This window comes from Streptomyces sp. NPDC018610, from assembly GCF_044391765.1.
In the GTDB taxonomy this organism is placed as follows: Bacteria; Actinomycetota; Actinomycetes; order Streptomycetales; family Streptomycetaceae; genus Streptomyces.
In genome coordinates this window covers 250,495-267,401 of record NZ_JBISAL010000002.1, presented here as the reverse complement: position 1 = coordinate 267,401, position 16,907 = coordinate 250,495, and the positions used below count along the sequence as shown (strand labels likewise).

Sequence of the window (16,907 nt, the reverse complement as noted above, 5' to 3'; positions counted from 1 at the left end):
TGTCGCTTCATGCGCGGAAATTGCGCGGCAGGCACGACGAGGGAGAGGTACGTGGGCGGGATCACTCTGGTGCAGGACGAACCGGTGGCGGCGCCCCCGGACACCCGCGCCGCGCCCCCTGAGACCCGCGCCGCCCCGCCGGACGCCGCACCGCCGGAGGCCGTCGCCGGGCTCGGCCCCCGCCGGGTGCGCCTGGTCTTCTTCGGGCTGATGCTCGCGCTGCTGCTCGCCGCGCTGGACCAGATGATCGTCGCCACCGCCCTGCCCAAGGTGGTCGGCGAGCTGCACGGCCTGGACAAGATGTCCTGGGCGATCACCGCCTATCTGCTCACCGCCACCGTCGGACTGCCCGTCTACGGCAAGCTCGGCGACCTGATCGGCCGCAAGGGCGTCTTCCAGTTCGCCATCCTGGTCTTCGTCGTCGGCTCCGCGCTCGCCGGCCGGGCGGGGACCATGGACCAGCTGATCGCCTTCCGCGCGGTGCAGGGCATCGGCGCGGGCGGGCTCATGATCGGCGTCCAGGCCATCATCGCGGACATCGTCCCGCCCCGGCGGCGCGGCCGGTTCATGGGCCTCATCGGCGCCGCCTTCGGTCTCGCCTCCGTCGCCGGCCCCTTGCTCGGCGGCTACTTCACCGACCACCTCTCCTGGCGCTGGTGCTTCTACGTCAACGTGCCCTTCGGGCTGGTCACCCTGGCCGTCGTCACCGCCGTGCTCAAGCTGCCCAGGCCGCGGGCCAGGGCACGCTTCGACGTCCTGGGCGCGCTGCTGCTCGCCGCCGCCTCCACCTGCCTGGTGCTGCTGACCAGCTGGGGCGGCACCGAGTACGCGTGGAACTCGCGCGTCATCTGGGGCCTGGGCGCGGGCGCCGCCGCTGCCGCCGTGCTCTTCGTCGTCACCGAGCGCTTCGCCGCCGAACCCCTCATCCCGCTCAGGCTGTTCAGGGACTCCGTCTTCAACGTCAGCGGCCTGGTCGGTCTCGTCATCGGCGTGGCCCTGTTCGGCGCGGCCAGCTACCTGCCCACGTTCCTGCAGATGGTCGACGGCGCCTCGGCCACCGAGTCCGGCCTGCTGATGCTGCCCATGATGGGCGGCATCGTCGGCGCGTCGATCGTCTCCGGCCAGCTCATCAGCCACACCGGCCGCTACCGGATCTACCCGCTCCTCGGCGCCGCCCTCGCCGCCGTCGGCATGTGGCTGCTGTCCCGGCTGGAGACCGACACGCCCCGGCTGCACTACAGCGTCTGGATGGCCGTCCTCGGCGCCGGCATCGGCCTGGTGATGCCCGTCCTGGTGCTCGCCGTGCAGAACTCCGTGCGCCCCGCCGACCTCGGCACCGCGACCAGCGCCAACAACTACTTCCGGCAGATCGGCGGCAGTGTCGGCGCCGCCGTCTTCGGCACCCTCTTCGCCGGCCGGCTCACCGACGCCCTCCGCGACCGCATCCCGGCGCGCGCGGGCGGCGCCCTCCCCGACCCAGAGTCGATCACCCCGCAGACGGTGCGCGCGCTCCCGCCGGCCCTGCGCGACGCCTACGTCCAGGCGTACGCCGACGCCATGCCGAGGATCTTCCTCTACCTGGTGCCGGTGCTCGTCCTCGGCCTGATCATCGCCTTCTTCCTCAAGGAGAAACCCCTGGTGTCCCACAACACCCCGACCCCGTCCGCCTTCGAGCCCGACACCGCGCCGCCGGCCGTCCCCGCGCCGCCGCCCGTCTCCGTGCCGCAGGCCCGTACGCCGTACCCGGCCGGCGTCCCCGTGTGCGGCACCGTGCAGCACGCGGACGGCACCGTCGTACCCCGTGCGGCGCTCACCCTCATCGACGTCGCGGGGCAGCAGATCGGCCGGGGCGCGAGCGGCGAGGACGGACGGTACGCGCTGTCCACGCCCGGCACCGGCTCGTACGTCCTGATCGCCGCGGCCGGCGGGCACCAGCCGCAGGCCGTCTCCGTGACCGTCGGCGAACGGCCCGTCGAGCTCGACGTCGTCCTCGGCGGCGCCGGACGCCTCGCGGGCGCCGTCTGCACGGCCGACGGGACCCCCGTACGGGACGCCACCGTCACCCTCACCAACGTGCACGGCGAGGTGGTCGCCAGCACCCGCAGCGGACGCGAGGGCGGCTACGTCATCACCGAACTGGTCGCCGGCGAGTACACCCTCGCCGCGAGTGCGCCCGCCTTCCGCCCGGCGGCGCTGCCCGTCAGCGTGCAGGCCTCCCGGGAGACCCGTCAGGACGTCGAGCTCGCGGGCGGCGCCGTGTTGCGCGGGACCGTCCGGGCGAGCGGCGGACGTCCGGTCGAGGAGGCGCGCGTGACGCTCCTCGACGCCGCCGGCAACGTCGTCGACACCCTCACCACGGGAGCTGACGGAACGTTCCGTTTCGTGGACCTGTCCTCCGGCGAGTACACCGTCATCGCGGCCGGCTATCCGCCGGTCGCCACGGTGCTGCAGGTGGCCGGCGGGGGACGCACCGAACGCGACCTCCAGCTCGGCCACGAGGACTGACCCGGCCGCCGGGGGGCCCACCGGACGGATCCGGCGGGCCCCGCCGCAACCGGCGCGACGGGGTCGCCGGATCAGGGTGACGCCGCACCGGCCCGTACGGGATCCGGCGGCGGAGCCCGGCAGGGACTCCGGACCCGAGTGCGGGGGAGTGACGTGATGGTGGGGCCGGTGGGGGGACGCGGCGGGACGCCGTACCGGATCAGGCGTCCGGATCCGGCCAGAGGGAACCCGAGGGAAGGCGTCCGGGTCCGGCCAGAGGGAACCCGAGGGAATTCGCGTATTCGCCGGGCGTCGCGCCCGGCCCGCGCCGTACCGTGGTGACCGGGGGAACAGATCTTGCGGAGCCGTGGGGAGAGGGGCCTGGGCCATGGACCGTGGCACCGAGAGCGACGTGCCTCCCGGCCAGGCGGAGGTGAGGGATGCCGTGACGGGGGACGCCGCGGCCGCCCGCGTCCCGCTGGCCGTGGTCGTCGTCGACCACGACGGCCTGGTGTCGCACTGGAGCAGGGGCGCGCGGCGGCTCTTCGGCACCGCCAAGGAAGAGGCGATCGGCCTCCCCGCCACCGACCTGCTGCCCGTCTCCGGCGCCCTGCCCGACCAGGACGACGACGTGGCGGACCGGGACCGGGCCCACGCCGCCTTCGACGGGCTCGGACCCGGGCTGGAGACGTCCCTCGGCGGACGACTGTCCTACCCGGCCGCGGGCCGCGCCCGGCTGACCGTCGCCGGCCGGGGCCGCGTCGACGTCCTGTGGTGGGCGTACCCGCTGGTGGGCCCCGGCCGGGAGAGGCTGCTGGTGCTCGCCGCCGACGCGGACGCCCTGCGCCGTGACGCGGCCGGCGGGACGGTGGCGGACGGCGGGAGCGGACCGGCCCTTCGCACCGGCACGGTTCCGGCCGTCCCGGCCGCCCGGAAGGCGCCGCCGGCCGCGGCCGTGACCCCCGGGACGTTCGAGCGGGTCGCGCCCGCCTTCGCGCTGCACACCGACTTCCCCGGCGCCGACGAGCTCGCCCGCAGGCTGCCGGAGATCCTGCCCAGCATGAGCGTCGGCGAGAGCGCCCGCATCGTCTCCCAGGTCCTCGAACTCGGCTATCCGGTAGTGGAGTTCAGCCACAGCGACCGGGTTCCCGTCACCCCCGACTGGGGCGTGCCGCGGCGGGCCGAGCGCAGGGCGCGCCGGGAGCGGGCGGCCCGCGCCGTCGCCCAGGGACTGCCCGTGCCGGCCGAACTCGCCGACGACGAGGGCGTGGACCTCGAGTACGCCGCCGTCCGCGAACACCTGGAGTTCCTCAACGAGGTCAGCGGCCGGATCGGCACCTCGCTCGACCTGGCGCGGACCATCGAGGAGGTCAGCCGGGCCGTCGTGCCCCGCTTCACCGACGTGGCCGGCACCTATCTGCGCGAACAGGTCGTCGCCGGCGAGGGGTTCCCCGACGGGGTGCCCGACACCACCACCATGTGGCACCGGGTGGCCCTGGAGCACACCGACGAGCCGGGCCGCTGGGACGACGTCGTGCCGGTCGGCGAGGCCATGCCGTTCCCCGCCCACACGCCGTTCTTCCAGTGCATGACGAGCGGCGAGCCGGTCCTCGTGCCGCGGATCGGCGAGGAGATGGGCCATGCCATCGCCTCGCAGTTCGACAAGCGCGACATCCGGCCGCTGATCACCCACCGCTCGATGCTCGTCGTCCCGCTGAAGGCCCGCAACGTCGTCCTCGGCTTCATGATCCTGCTGCGTCACCCCGAGCGCGCCGCGTTCGACGACATGGACCGGGTCACCGGCGCCGAACTCGCCGCCCGCGCGGGCCTGGTGCTCGACAACGCCCGGATGTACACGTTCCAGGAGAGCGTCGCCGAGACCCTCCAGGACAGCATGCTGCCGCACATCCCGGCCCGGATGGCCGGCTGCGACATCGCCACCCGCTATCTGCCGGGCACCCTGCTCGGCAGGGTCGGCGGCGACTGGTTCGACTCGGTCAAGCTGCCCGGCGCCCGCACCGCCCTGGTCGTCGGCGACGTCATGGGCCACGGCCTCAACTCGGCGGCGATGATGGGCCAGATGCGAACGGCCGTGCAGACCATGGCCGCGCTCGACCTGCCGCCCGCCCAGCTGCTGCGCAACCTCGACGACCTCGCCCAGCGGCTCGGCGACACCTATCTCGCGACCTGTCTGTACGCCGTCTACGATCCGATCGCGGGCGAGCTGCACCTGGCCAACGCCGGCCACATCCCGCCGGTGCTGGTGCGCGCCGACGGCCGCAGCGAGCTGCTCGGCCTGCCCACGGGCGCGCCCATCGGCGTGGGCGGGGTGCCCTTCGAGGCGGTGCGGGTGCGCGTGGCGCCCGGCGACCGGCTGGTGATGTGCACCGACGGGCTGGTCGAGGTGCGCGGCGAGGACATCGGTGTCGGGCTGGCCACGCTGTGCGAGTCCGCGGCCCATCCGGCCGCCTCCATGGACGACGCCTGCGACACCATCATCCGCGCCCTGAACCCGCGCGAGGGCCGCAAGGACGACGTGGCCCTGCTCATGGCGCGTCTCAACGGCATCGCACCGGACGACGTCGCCGAGTGGCGGCTCGCCCGCGAACCCGCCGAGGTGGGCCGCGCCCGCGCGGTGGTCCGTGAGCAGCTGCACGAGTGGGGGCTGCCCCGGCTCGCCGACGCGGCCGAGCTGATGGTCAGCGAGCTCGTCACCAACGCCGTACGGCACGGCCGCGGCCGGCCCGTCGAGCTGCGTCTGATCCGCGGTGACACCCTGCTGTGCGAGGTGGACGACGACGACCACGAGCTGCCCACGCTGCTGAACGCCGGCCCGTCCGCCGAGTTCGGGCGCGGTCTGCGCGTGGTCAGCACCCTGGCCCGCGAGTGGGGAGCCAGCCGGACCGGCGGCGGCAAGACGGTCTGGTTCGAACTGACCCTGCCCCGCCGCTGACGCCCCCGCCGCTGACGCCCCCTGCCGTTGACGTCGCTGCCGCAGACGTCCCCGGGCCTCCGAGGCCCCCTGCCGCTACGCCCCCTGCCGCTTCATGCCCCCCGTCCGGCTGACGCCCCGCCGCGACCTCTCCGCGGCCGCCCGACGAGCACCCATGCCCGACGAGTGCCCGAGCCCGCGCGTACCCGCGGCGGCGAGGACCCGAGCCCACGCGTACCCGCGCCGGCGAGCGCCCGAGCCCACGCGTACCCGCGCCGGCGAGCGCCTGAGCCCACAGCTGCCCGAGTTCGCGGGCGTCCGAGTTCGCGGGCGTCCGAGCCCGCAGGCGTGCGCCGGTGTGCGCGGGGAAGGAGGGCGCGTGCGGGTGAGCCCCGGCGCTTGTGAGGCCGCCCCCGGGGCGATAGACCGTACTGGCCCGTCACTCACGACGGATTTCCGCCAGACCCAAGGGAGTTGGGCATGAGCGTGACGAGTCGGTACCGGCAGTCCTGGGAGGGCTTCTGGAGCGAGGCGCCCGAAGGGCAGGGGGCGGTGTTCTGGGACGCCGAGCCCGAGGTGACCGCCGGGCGCCACCTCTGTCTCTTCGAGCCGTACCTCACCGACAGCGGGCTGCCCCTGGTCGACCTCGGCTGCGGCAACGGCACCCAGACCCGCTACCTGGCCACCCGTTTCCCCCGCGTCGTCGGCGCCGACATCGCCGCGGCGGCCGTCGAGCAGGCCCGGCGCGCCGACCCCGCCCACCGGGCCGCGTACCGGGTGATGGACGCCACGGACAAGACCGCGGCCGAGGCCCTGCACGCCGAGCTGGGCGACGCCCACGTCTATGTGAGGGGAGTCCTGCACCAGTGCGAGCCGGACGACCGGCAGCCCTTCGCCGACGTCCTGGCGACGCTCGTCGGCGAGCGCGGCCGGGCCTTCCTCGTCGAGCCGTCCCAGGCGGCCCGGGCGGTGCTGGGCCGGCTGGCGCGGGGCCCGGCGGGCCCGCCCCCCAAGGTCGAGCCGGTGCTGCGGCACGGCATAGCCCCCGGCGAGGTGCCCGACGACGCCGTGCCGCGGTATCTGCGCTCGGCGGGGCTCACCGTCCTGGCGAGCGGAGAGACACCCCTGGTGACCGCGGAGTCCGCGCCGGACGGCAGCCGGATCGAACTGCCGTCGCGCTGGTTCGTGGCCGAACACGTGCGGTGACGGGTCGGCGGCGGCCGCAGCGCCCTACGTGTCCGGCCGGTGGCGTATTGTCGCATTGACGTAGTTTGGAGGGGGTGGGGGAAGGTCGCTCCCCCTACAGCCTGTAGGGTTACGTCCACCCCGCCGCATCCCGAACGGAACAGAGACGAGAGGTGGCCGTGTCGACCGTCGCGCCCGATCCGGACGTCAGTGTTGTCGTCATCGTCTACAACGACGAAGAGAGACTTCCGACGGCCGTAGGTTCCGTCCTCGAGCAAACTCTGCGCAATGTCGAGGTGATCATCGCCGACGACTGCTCGACGGACGGTTCCTTCGAGGTCGCGCAGGCGCTCGCCGCGGCCCACCCCGGCAGGGTCCGCGCGATCCGGCTGCCGGAGAACAGCGGCGGCTGCGGAGAGCCCCGCAACCAGGGGATCAAGGTCGCCCGCGGCCGTTACGTGATGTTCCTCGACAGCGACGACACGCTGGAGAAGAACGCCTGCCGCAACATGGTCGAGGCCGCCGACCGTACCCGCGCCGACCTGGTCTCCGGCCTGTGTGTCCGGGTTCACACCGACAACCGGCACGGCAAGCGGACCCTCTGGTACCCGTGGCTGTACCGCCGCACCCGCACCCTCGACTCCGTCGCCGAGCTGCCCGACCTCTTCGTCTTCGACACCCTGTCGACGAACAAGTGCTACCGGCGCGGCTTCCTCCTCGACAACGACCTCGCCTTCCCCCGGGGCATCCACTACGAGGACCTGCTCTTCTCCGCCCAGGCCTATCTGGCCGCCGAGCGGATCACCCTCATCCCCAACACGGTCTACCACTGGAACGTCGTCCAGAAGACCGCCGTGAAGTCGATCAGCAACCGGCGCGGCGAGATCAGCAACTTCGCCGACCGGGTCGAGATCCACCGCCGCATCGACGCCCTCCTGGACCGCCAGGGCCAGGACGAGCTGAAGCTGCGCAAGGACATCAAGTTCCTCAAGCACGACCTCGTGCTGTACCTGCGGGAGCTGCCCTTCCTCGACGACGGCTACCGGCACCGCTTCGCCGAGCTGGCCCGCGGCTACGTCCAGCACTTCCCCGAGGCGGCCTACGCCGAACTCGACAAGATCCACGCCATCTGCGCCCAGCTGATGCTGCGCGAGGACTGGACCGACCTGATGCCGGCCATCGACGCGCTGCTCAACCGCGGCAAGATCGCCACGCCGCTGGTCGAGCACGACGGCCGGGTCTACTGGAGCGACCGCCACCTCGACGACCCCGAGATGCGCACCGTCCTGGACGTCACCCCGCTCGGCTACCACGCCAAGCGGCTGAACCAGATGTTCCTGCGCAACCGGCTCACCGAGTACACCGTCCACGGCGGCGACGTCACCCTCGCCGGCCGGATCGTCAACCCGCTGCACACCGTCGCGGCGGACGCGCGGCTCACCGCCGAGCTGGAGTTCAAGGCCCGCCGGCGCAGCCTGCAGACCTTCCGCTTCCCGGTGCCCGCCCCCCGCCACGAGGGCGACGCGATCACCTGGCGCGCCGAGGTCCCGCTGACCCGGCTGCTCAGGCCGCTCGGCGTCATCGACGACGTCTGGGACGTACGGCTGCACCTGACCGCCGACGGCAAGCGCACCACCAGCAGGCTCACCGTCGGCGCCGTCGACCTGGAGGACGCCGAGTCCGTGCCGGTCCGGCCGCGGCTGACCCGGCTCCTGGCCGACCGCCTCGAAGCCCAGGTGTCCGCCAAGGGCCACCTCGCCTTCCGGCTCACCCAGGAGAGCCGGCTGGCCCGCACCGGCCGCGCCGCCGTCGAACGCAACCTGCACGGCCGCCCCGCGCGCGTCGCCAAGAGCGCCTACCGCAAGGCGCGCGCCCTGCGCAAGGAGCTGAACTCCGGCACCCGCAAGCTCCAGGTCTACGAGCGCATGCTGACCAAGCTTCCCGTGCGCAAGGGCACCGTCGTCTTCGAGAGCCACCTCGGCAAGCAGTACAGCGACAGCCCCCGCGCCGTCTTCGAGGAGCTGCGCCGTCGCGGCACGCCCGTCACCCCCATCTGGTCCTACGCCGGCGACCGGCCCCGCGGCTTCCCCACGGACGTGGAACTGGTGCGCCGCTGGTCGTGGCGGTACCTGAAGGCGCTGGCCCAGGCCGAGTACTGGATCGACAACCAGGGCTACCCGCTGCGCCTGACCAAGCGCCCGGAGACCACGTACATCCAGACCTGGCACGGCTCCGCGCTGAAGCGGATGGGCTTCGACGAGCCCGGGCTGCGGATGCTGTCCGAGACGGAGCAGCGTGCCTACCAGCAGGCGCTGGACCGCTTCGACCACTTCGTGGTCCGCGGCGAGCACGACGTGCGCACCCTCGCCCGCGCCTACCGCATCCCCGAGCACAAGCTGCTGCGCACCGGCTACCCGCGCAACGACGCGCTGGTGCGGGCCCGGGAGAGCGAGACACACGGCCCGCAGGCGCGCGAACTCGCCGAACGCCTGGGCATCGAGCCGGGCCGGCGCGTGCTGCTGTACGCGCCGACCTTCCGCGCCCGCGACGGCCGCGTCCAGGACTTCCGGTTCCCCTTCGACGCCGAGGACTTCGCGGCCCGGTTCGGCGACGACTGCGTCCTCCTCGTCAGGGCGCACTACCTGAACCGCGTCACCCTGCCCCCGTCGGTGGCCGGACGTGTGATCGACGTCAGCGGCGAGCCGGACATCACCCCGCTGATGCTGCTGGCCGACGCGCTGATCACCGACTACTCCTCGGTGATGTTCGACTACGCGCTCCTGGGGCGCCCCATCGTCTTCTACGCCTACGACTGGGAGGAGTACGCCGAGGACACCCGCGGCACCTACTTCGACCTGCTCACCGAGGCGCCGGGACCCGTCCCGCGCACCCCGGAGGAACTCTTCGCCGTGCTCGACGACCTGACCGCCGTGCGCACCCGGTACGAGGCGCGGCTGAAGGAGTTCGTGGACAAGTACGGTGAGTACGACCGCGGGGACGCCGCGGCGCAGATCGTGGACCGTTTCTTCGGCCCCGCGGGAGAGACCCGATGACCCAGCGCGACATCTTCTTCGTGGCCAACGAGGTCAACGAACTCGGCGGCGTGGGCCGTTGGCAGACCCAGCTGGCCGGCCTGCTGGCCGAACGCGGCCACCGGGTCACCGTCATCGGCGTCTCCCCGGCCAACCACCCGATGGACCTCGGCGCGACTCCGCCCTTCCGGACGGTCACGCTGTACGCCCGCCGGCCGCCCGGCCGCCCCCGGGCGCGCCGCCCGCTGGGCTCCCTCGACCCGGCCGTGCGCCGCCACGAGACCCACATGCGTTCGGCCGCCGCCCGGCTCACGGCGCTGTTCCGCGCCGCCCGGCCGGGCGCCGTGATCATCGTGCCGCAGGTGTGGGCGATGGAGTGGGTGTCGCTCGCGGACACCGCCGGCCACCCCGTCATCGGCATGACCCACGAGTCGTTCGACACCTCCCGCAAGTCCTCCCGCTTCGACCGCGTGAAGAGGTACTTCAAGGATGTCGACCGGCTGCTCGCCCTCACCCAGGAGGACGCCGACCGCTGGGTGGGCGAGGGCCTGAACAACATGGGCTTCATGCCCAACCCGCTGCCGATCGTGCCCGCCGAGCCCTCGCCGCGCACCGCCAAGACGGTGGTCAGCGTCGGACGTCTCTCCCACGAGAAGGGCGTCGACCTGCTGCTGGACGCCTGGGCCGAGGCCGTGGCCAAGCAGCCCGGCTGGACCCTGCGCGTCTACGGCCGGGGCGAGGCCGAGGCCGAACTGCGGCAGCGGTGCGCCGAACTCGGCCTGGACGACTCGGTGGACTTCGCCGGGCAGACCGACGACGTGCCCGGGGCGCTGCGCGCCTCCTCCGTCTTCGTCCAGTCCTCCCGCGGCGAGGGCTTCCCCCTCGTCCTGCTGGAGGCGATGGCGACCGGAGTGCCGTGCGTGGCCTTCGACTGCGCGCCCGGCGTCCGCGAGATCGTCGCCCATGAGGAGGACGGGCTGCTGGCCCGCCCCGGCAACACCACCGAACTCGCCCGCCACCTCGTACGGCTGATGTCCGACGAGCGGCTGCGCGACGCGATGGGCGAGCAGGCCCTGCGCAGCGTGCGGCGCTTCGACCCGGACACCATCACCCGCCGCTGGGAAGAGCTCTTCGACTTCCTGGAGCGCTGACCCGGCACGCCCGCGGCCGGCGCTCTGCGCAGCGCCGGCCAGGGGCGCGCCGGCCGCGGGTTCCCGGTCCGGTGGCGGGGAACCCATGGCCACGCGACACACCACAAGGCCCGCCGGCGAGGCCGGCGACGTGTTCAGGACGGAGCGCGCATGACGGTGAGGCACCCTCGTGGCAGCCACGGCGAGAGCCGTGATCTGGCGGTCAACCCCGTCTTCAGCCGGGAGCCCCTCAGGGTGCCCCGGTACGCCATGCCGGACGGCGAGATGGAGCCGGCCACCGCCTACCAGGTGGTGCACGACGAGCTGATGCTCGACGGCAACGCCCGGCAGAACCTGGCGACGTTCGTCTCCACCTGGGCCGAACCCGAGGCCCGGCGGCTGATGGACGAGTGCGCCGAGAAGAACATGATCGACAAGGACGAGTACCCGCAGACCGCGGAACTCGAGACCCGCTGCGTCCACATGCTGGCCCGGCTCTGGCACGCCCCCGACCCGCACCGCGCCGTCGGGTGCTCCACGACCGGATCCAGCGAGGCGGCGATGCTCGGCGGCCTGGCGCTCAAGCGGCGCTGGCAGCAGCGCCGCCGGGCCGAGGGCAAGTCCACCGACCGGCCCAACCTGGTCATGGGCATCAACGTGCAGATCTGCTGGGAGAAGTTCGCCGACTACTTCGAGGTCGAGCCGCGCTACGTGCCGATGGAGGGGGACCGCTACCACCTCACCCCCGAGAAGGCGGTCGAGCTGTGCGACGAGAACACCATCGGCGTCGTCGCCGTCCTCGGCTCCACCTTCGACGGCAGCTACGAACCCGTCGCCGCCATCGCCGCCGCTCTGGACGACCTCCAGTCCCGCACCGGCCTGGACATCCCCGTCCACGTCGACGGCGCGTCCGGCGCGATGATCGCGCCCTTCCTCGACCCCGACCTGCGGTGGGACTTCCGGCTGCCCCGGGTCGCCTCCATCAACACCTCGGGCCACAAGTACGGCCTGGTCATGCCCGGTGTCGGTTGGGCGCTGTGGCGCGACCAGGAGGCCCTGCCCGACAGCCTGGTCTTCCACGTCAACTACCTCGGCGGCGACATGCCGACCTTCGCCCTGAACTTCTCCCGGCCCGGCGCCCAGGTCGTCGCGCAGTACTACAACTTCCTGCGCCTGGGCTTCGACGGCTACCGGAGGGTGCAGCGCACCTGCCGCGACGTCGCCACCCGGCTGGCCGCCGAGATCGCCCGGCTCGGCCCGTTCGAGCTGATCACCGACGGGAGCGAGATCCCGGTCTTCGCCTTCCGGGTGCGCCGGGACATCGACCGCTTCAGCGTCTACGACGTCTCCGCCGCGCTGCGCGAACGCGGCTGGCTGGTGCCCGCGTACACCTTCCCGAAGAACCGCACCGATCTCGCGGTCCTGCGCATCGTCGTCCGCAACGGCTTCAGCCACGACCTGGCCGATCTGCTGCTGGAGGACCTGCGCCGCTTGCTGCCCCGGCTGGACAAGCAGCACGAACCGCACCGCGACGCCGAGAACGCCGGAGGGTTCGCCCACGGCGCGGAGACCAAGAACCCGCTCCACCCCGGCCGCGACTGAACGACGGAGGACGCCATGTGCCGCCTGTTCGGCCTCAGCAGCGCGCCCCGGCGCACCCGCGCCACCTTCTGGCTGCTGGACGCGCCCGACAGCCTCAGCCGCCAGAGCCGCCAGGAGCCCGACGGCACCGGCCTCGGGTACTTCACGGCCGACGGCGTCCCGCGCGTGGACAAGGCCCCGATCGCGGCCTACGAGGACCGGGCCTTCGCCGAGGAGGCCCGGCAGACGGAGTCCGCGACCTTCCTCGCCCATGTGCGCTTCGCCTCCACCGGCGGCCTGGACGCCCGCAACACCCACCCCTTCGAGCAGGACGGGCGGCTGTTCGCGCACAACGGCGTCATCGAGGGCCTGGACCGGCTCGATGCCCACCTGGGCGAGGACCGCTCCCTGGTGCGGGGCGACACCGACTCCGAGCGGTTCTTCGCCCTGATCACCCGGGAGACCCGCGACCACGGCGGCGACGTCGGCGCCGGGATCGAGCACGCCGCCCGCTGGATCGCCGGGAACCTGCCCCTCTACGCCCTCAATCTGGTCCTCGTCACCCCCGACGAGCTGTGGGCGCTGCGCTATCCCGACACCCACGAGCTGTACGTCCTCGAGCGCCGGGCGGGCGGACAGCACGGCGACCGGCACCTGGACCACAGCGGCGGCCACGGCCGGATGCGCGTCCACTCCGAGGCACTGGCCGGGCAGCCGGCCGTCGTCGTCGCCAGCGAACGCATGGACGACAACCCCGAGTGGCGGCTCCTGGAACCGGGCGAACTCCTCCACGTCGGCCCCGGTCCGGCGGCCGCCGGCCGGGTCGTCCTGCCCGAGCCCCCGGCGCACCGGCTCACCCTGGAGGACCTGCGCCCCGGCGCCGCCGCCTCCCAGCGGGCCGTCTAGGGCGTGTTTCGAAAGTGGCGCTGTCCGCCCGAAGGGCGGGCCCCGCGGCGTCTGGTGCGTGTGATCGCAAGGCGGAGGGTCGTCCTCGTACTGGGCGTACGTGGACGATCCCGACAACGCGGCGAGCGCGCGTGCCAGGCGTCGCGGGGCAGGCGGGACTTTCGAAACACGTCCTAGGACAGGGCCCTGGGTCGCTGGGAGGGGGAAGGGGGCCGCGTCAGACGCGGACGCCGAACATGAACGGGCCGCCGATGGTGCTCATCGACTCGTAGCGGACGACCGTGCCGCTGCGCGGGGCGTGCAGCACCATGCCGTTGCCCGCGTAGAGGCCGACGTGGTGGATGTCGTTGAAGAAGAAGACGAGGTCGCCGACCTGGAGCTGGCTCTGCGAGTAGATCCGGGTGCCGATGTTGGCCTGCGCCTCGGAGGTGCGCGGAATCGAGACGTCGGCCTGCGCGTACGCCCAGGAGGTCAGCCCCGAGCAGTCGAAGGTGGACGGGCCGGCGTGTGACCACTGGTACGGGCTGCCCAGCTTGCTCTGTGCGGCGGCGAAGGCCGCGCCGGCCCGGCCGGAACCGGCGGAGATCTTGCCGGGGTCGCCGGTGTCGCTGTTCAGCCCAGGGCGCTCGCTACCGCGGGTGGCGCGGGTCTGGTCGGCGGCGGCGAGGGCGGCCTTCTCCTGCGCGGTGAGGGAGTTGAGCAGCTTCTGCGCCTGGGCGAGCTTGCCCTGGACTTCCTTCTTCTTCTCGCCCAGTTCGGTGCGGGTGGCGGCGAGGTCCTTGAGCTTGGCGGTGGCCTCGGCGCGCTGCTGGGCCAGTTCGCGCTGCTTGTCCTGGATCTTCTTCAGGGCGTCGGCCTGCTGGCCGCTGACCTGGTCGAGGGTGGACGCCTTGTCCAGGTAGTCGTCCGGCTCCGAGGACAGGAACAGCTGGAGGGAGGGGTCGATGCCCCCGGTGCGGTACTGTCCGGCCGCCATCGAACCGAGCCCGTCGCGCAGCTTGTTGAGGTCCTGCTGACCGCGGGCGACGTTGTCCTGGATGGTGGAGATCTCCCTCTGGAGCTTCTCCTGCTTCTCCTTGGCGCCGTTGTACTTCTCGGTGGCCTGCTCCGCCTGGTCGTAGAGCTCGTCGACCTTGGACTTGACCTCGTCCTTGCTCGGCTTCGCGCTGGGCGCGGCGTTGGCCGCCTGCGCGCTGATCGCGACGGCGGCCGCTGCCGCGGTGGTCAGCACGGTCACACGTGTGCGACTGGGCCTCTTGGGTCGACGGTGGGATGCCACGGAAGCGAGCTCCTTCTTCTGGGTGATCACCCGCTCGGAAGTTCGAACCCTGACCCTAGTGACCTCATCGTGATGAATTCAATTCCGCACGGCACAAAATCCCACCACGTCCTCCATTTCCCACGCGCAACCGGCAGAAAGTAAGGCCGTGTTGACAGGCAGTCATGCAGTGCACGGGGGTGTCTTCCCGGGATCTCCTGTCCGCCTCATAGGAAGATCCCTCGCCGACGCGTAACGTGAAGCAGCATGAAGATCCTCATCAGCGCCGACATGGAGGGCGCCACCGGTGTGACCTGGCCGGCGGACGTGCTGCCGGGGACGCCGCAGTGGGAGCGGTGCCGCTCGATGTTCACCTCCGACGTCAACGCGGCCGTGCTGGGCTTCCTGGACGGCGGCGCCGACGAGGTGCTGATCAACGAGGCGCACTGGTCGATGCGCAACCTGCTCCTGGAGGAACTGGACGAGCGCGCCCAGATGCTCACCGGACGGCACAAGTCGCTGTCCATGGTGGAGGGCGTGCAGCACGGCGACGTGGACGGCCTCGCCTTCGTCGGCTACCACGCGGGCGCCGGCATGGAGGGCGTCCTCGCGCACACCTACCTCGCCAACCAGATCACCGGTGTCTGGCTGAACGACGTACGGGCCAGCGAGGGGCTGCTCAACGCGCACGTGGCCGCCGAGTACGGCGTGCCCGTCGTCCTCGTCACCGGTGACGACGTGGCCTGCGAGGACGCGCTCGGATACGCGCCCGAGGCGCTGAAGGTCGCCGTCAAGGACCATGTGTCGCGGTACGCGGCCGTGTGCCGTACGCCGGCCCGTACCGCGGCCGACATCCGGGCGGCGGCCGAACGGGCGGCCGCGCTGGCGGTCCGCCACGAACCGGCCGACGGCGGCCCGTTCACCGTCGCGCTGGAGTTCGACGCCGAGCACCTCGCGATGGCCGCCACCGTCGTGCCCGGCGTGTCCCGTGTCGCGGAGCGCAAGGTGGCCTACACCAGCGCCACCATGTACGAGGGGATCCGCACCTTCAAAGCGGTCACCACGATCGTCTCGGCCGCCGTGGAGGAACAGTATGGCTGACGCTCTGGCACTGGACGAGGTCGTCCGGTTCACCTCCGACCTCATCCGCATCGACACCACCAACCGGGGCGGCGGCGACTGCCGGGAACGCCCGGCCGCCGAGTACGCCGCCGCGCAACTGGCCGGCGCCGGCCTGGACCCGCTGCTGCTGGAGCGCACCGCGGGCCGGACCAACGTCGTCGCCCGGGTCGAGGGCACCGACCCGTCGGCGCCCGCGCTGCTCGTCCACGGCCACCTCGACGTGGTGCCCGCCCTGGCCGAGGACTGGAGCGTGCACCCGTTCTCCGGCGAGGTCCGCGACGGCGTCGTGTGGGGCCGGGGCGCGGTGGACATGAAGAACATGGACGCGATGATCCTCGCCGTGGTCCGCGCCTGGGCCCGGCAGGGCGTGCGGCCGCGCCGGGACGTGGTGATCGCGTTCACCGCCGACGAGGAGGCCAGCGCCGAGGACGGCTCCGGCTTCCTCGCCGAACAGCACGCGGAGCTGTTCGAAGGCTGCACCGAGGGGATCAGCGAGTCCGGCGCGTTCACCTTCCACGACGGCGCCGGCCGCCGGATCTACCCGATCGCGGCCGGCGAGCGCGGCACCGGCTGGCTCAGGCTGAGCGCGCGGGGCCGGGCGGGCCACGGCTCCCGGGTCAACGCGGAGAACGCGGTGACCCGGCTCGCCGCCGCCGTCGCCCGGATCGGCGCCCACCAGTGGCCGCTCCGGCTCACCCCGACCGTCCGCGCCGCCCTCACCGAACTCGCCGCGCTCTACGGCGTGGAGCCCGACCTGCACAACGTGGACGCGCTGCTCGACAAGCTCGGCCCGGCCGCCGGACTCGTGGAGGCGACGGTGCGCAACAGCGCCAACCCCACTATGTTGCAGGCCGGTTACAAGGTGAACGTCATCCCGGGCGAGGCGGTCGCGTACGTCGACGGCCGGTTCCTGCCCGGCGGCGAGGAGGAGTTCCGCACCACCCTCGACCAGCTGACCGGACCCGACGTGGACTGGGAGTTCCACCACCGCGAGGTGGCGCTCCAGTCGCCGGTGGACTCGCCGACGTACCGGGCGATGCGCGCCGCCGTCGAGGAGTTCGCGCCCGAGGGCCACGTGGTGCCGTACTGCATGGCGGGCGGCACCGACGCCAAGCAGTTCTCGCGGCTCGGCATCACCGGCTACGGCTTCTCGCCGCTGAAGCTGCCCGAGGGCTTCGACTACCACCACATGTTCCACGGCGTCGACGAGCGCGTCCCCGTGGAGGCGCTGCACTTCGGCGTGCGTGTCCTCGACCGCTTCCTGCGGACCGTCTGAA

10 protein-coding genes are annotated in these 16,907 nt (G+C 72.7%); 9 read left to right on the top strand and 1 reads right to left on the bottom strand.

Annotated elements, in window-relative coordinates; all coding sequences use genetic code 11:
- Positions 1-51 precede the first annotated feature (51 nt).
- The 7 genes from ACH5A8_RS06610 to ACH5A8_RS06580 all read left to right on the top strand — a co-directional run bounded on the left by ACH5A8_RS06610 (position 52) and on the right by ACH5A8_RS06580 (position 13,250).
- Entirely contained in the window at positions 52-2,505 is a 2,454-nt protein-coding gene (locus ACH5A8_RS06610) for an MFS transporter (protein WP_398998676.1), read from the top strand.
- 367 nt (positions 2,506-2,872) lie between these two features.
- Positions 2,873-5,437, top strand: a complete 2,565-nt coding sequence (locus ACH5A8_RS06605) for a SpoIIE family protein phosphatase (RefSeq protein ID WP_398998674.1) — start codon at positions 2,873-2,875, stop codon at positions 5,435-5,437.
- 459 nt (positions 5,438-5,896) lie between these two features.
- Complete coding sequence (locus tag ACH5A8_RS06600; protein ID WP_398998672.1) at positions 5,897-6,622, top strand: class I SAM-dependent methyltransferase; 726 nt, start codon at positions 5,897-5,899, stop codon at positions 6,620-6,622.
- 158 nt (positions 6,623-6,780) lie between these two features.
- On the top strand, positions 6,781-9,654 hold the full coding sequence (locus ACH5A8_RS06595) for a CDP-glycerol glycerophosphotransferase family protein (RefSeq protein WP_398998670.1): 2,874 nt from the start codon (positions 6,781-6,783) through the stop codon (positions 9,652-9,654).
- Positions 9,651-10,784 carry a glycosyltransferase gene (locus tag ACH5A8_RS06590; RefSeq protein WP_398998668.1) on the top strand — a complete coding sequence of 378 codons (1,134 nt, stop codon included), beginning with the start codon at positions 9,651-9,653 and terminating at the stop codon, positions 10,782-10,784. Before ACH5A8_RS06595 ends, ACH5A8_RS06590 begins: the two co-directional genes overlap by 4 nt.
- Positions 10,785-10,934: 150 nt before the next feature.
- Positions 10,935-12,365, top strand: coding sequence for a glutamate decarboxylase (locus ACH5A8_RS06585; protein WP_398998666.1), 1,431 nt, complete (start codon positions 10,935-10,937; stop codon positions 12,363-12,365).
- A gap of 15 nt (positions 12,366-12,380) precedes the next feature.
- On the top strand, positions 12,381-13,250 hold the full coding sequence (locus tag ACH5A8_RS06580; RefSeq protein WP_398998664.1) for a class II glutamine amidotransferase: 870 nt from the start codon (positions 12,381-12,383) through the stop codon (positions 13,248-13,250).
- A 217-nt stretch (positions 13,251-13,467) separates the two neighbouring features.
- On the opposite strand, the gene ACH5A8_RS06575 is transcribed toward ACH5A8_RS06580, so the two are convergent.
- Positions 13,468-14,529: an NlpC/P60 family protein gene (locus ACH5A8_RS06575; RefSeq protein ID WP_398998662.1), complete on the bottom strand. Its 1,062-nt coding sequence runs from the start codon at positions 14,527-14,529 to the stop codon at positions 13,468-13,470.
- A 246-nt stretch (positions 14,530-14,775) separates the two neighbouring features.
- Here ACH5A8_RS06575 and ACH5A8_RS06570 point away from each other — a divergent pair, with 246 nt between their 5' ends.
- Both ACH5A8_RS06570 and ACH5A8_RS06565 read left to right on the top strand, forming a co-directional pair.
- Positions 14,776-15,609, top strand: coding sequence for a M55 family metallopeptidase (locus ACH5A8_RS06570; protein ID WP_398998659.1), 834 nt, complete (start codon positions 14,776-14,778; stop codon positions 15,607-15,609).
- Complete coding sequence (locus tag ACH5A8_RS06565; protein ID WP_398998657.1) at positions 15,602-16,906, top strand: M20/M25/M40 family metallo-hydrolase; 1,305 nt, start codon at positions 15,602-15,604, stop codon at positions 16,904-16,906. The genes ACH5A8_RS06570 and ACH5A8_RS06565 overlap by 8 nt, the downstream gene beginning before the upstream one ends.
- Position 16,907 lies beyond the last annotated feature (1 nt).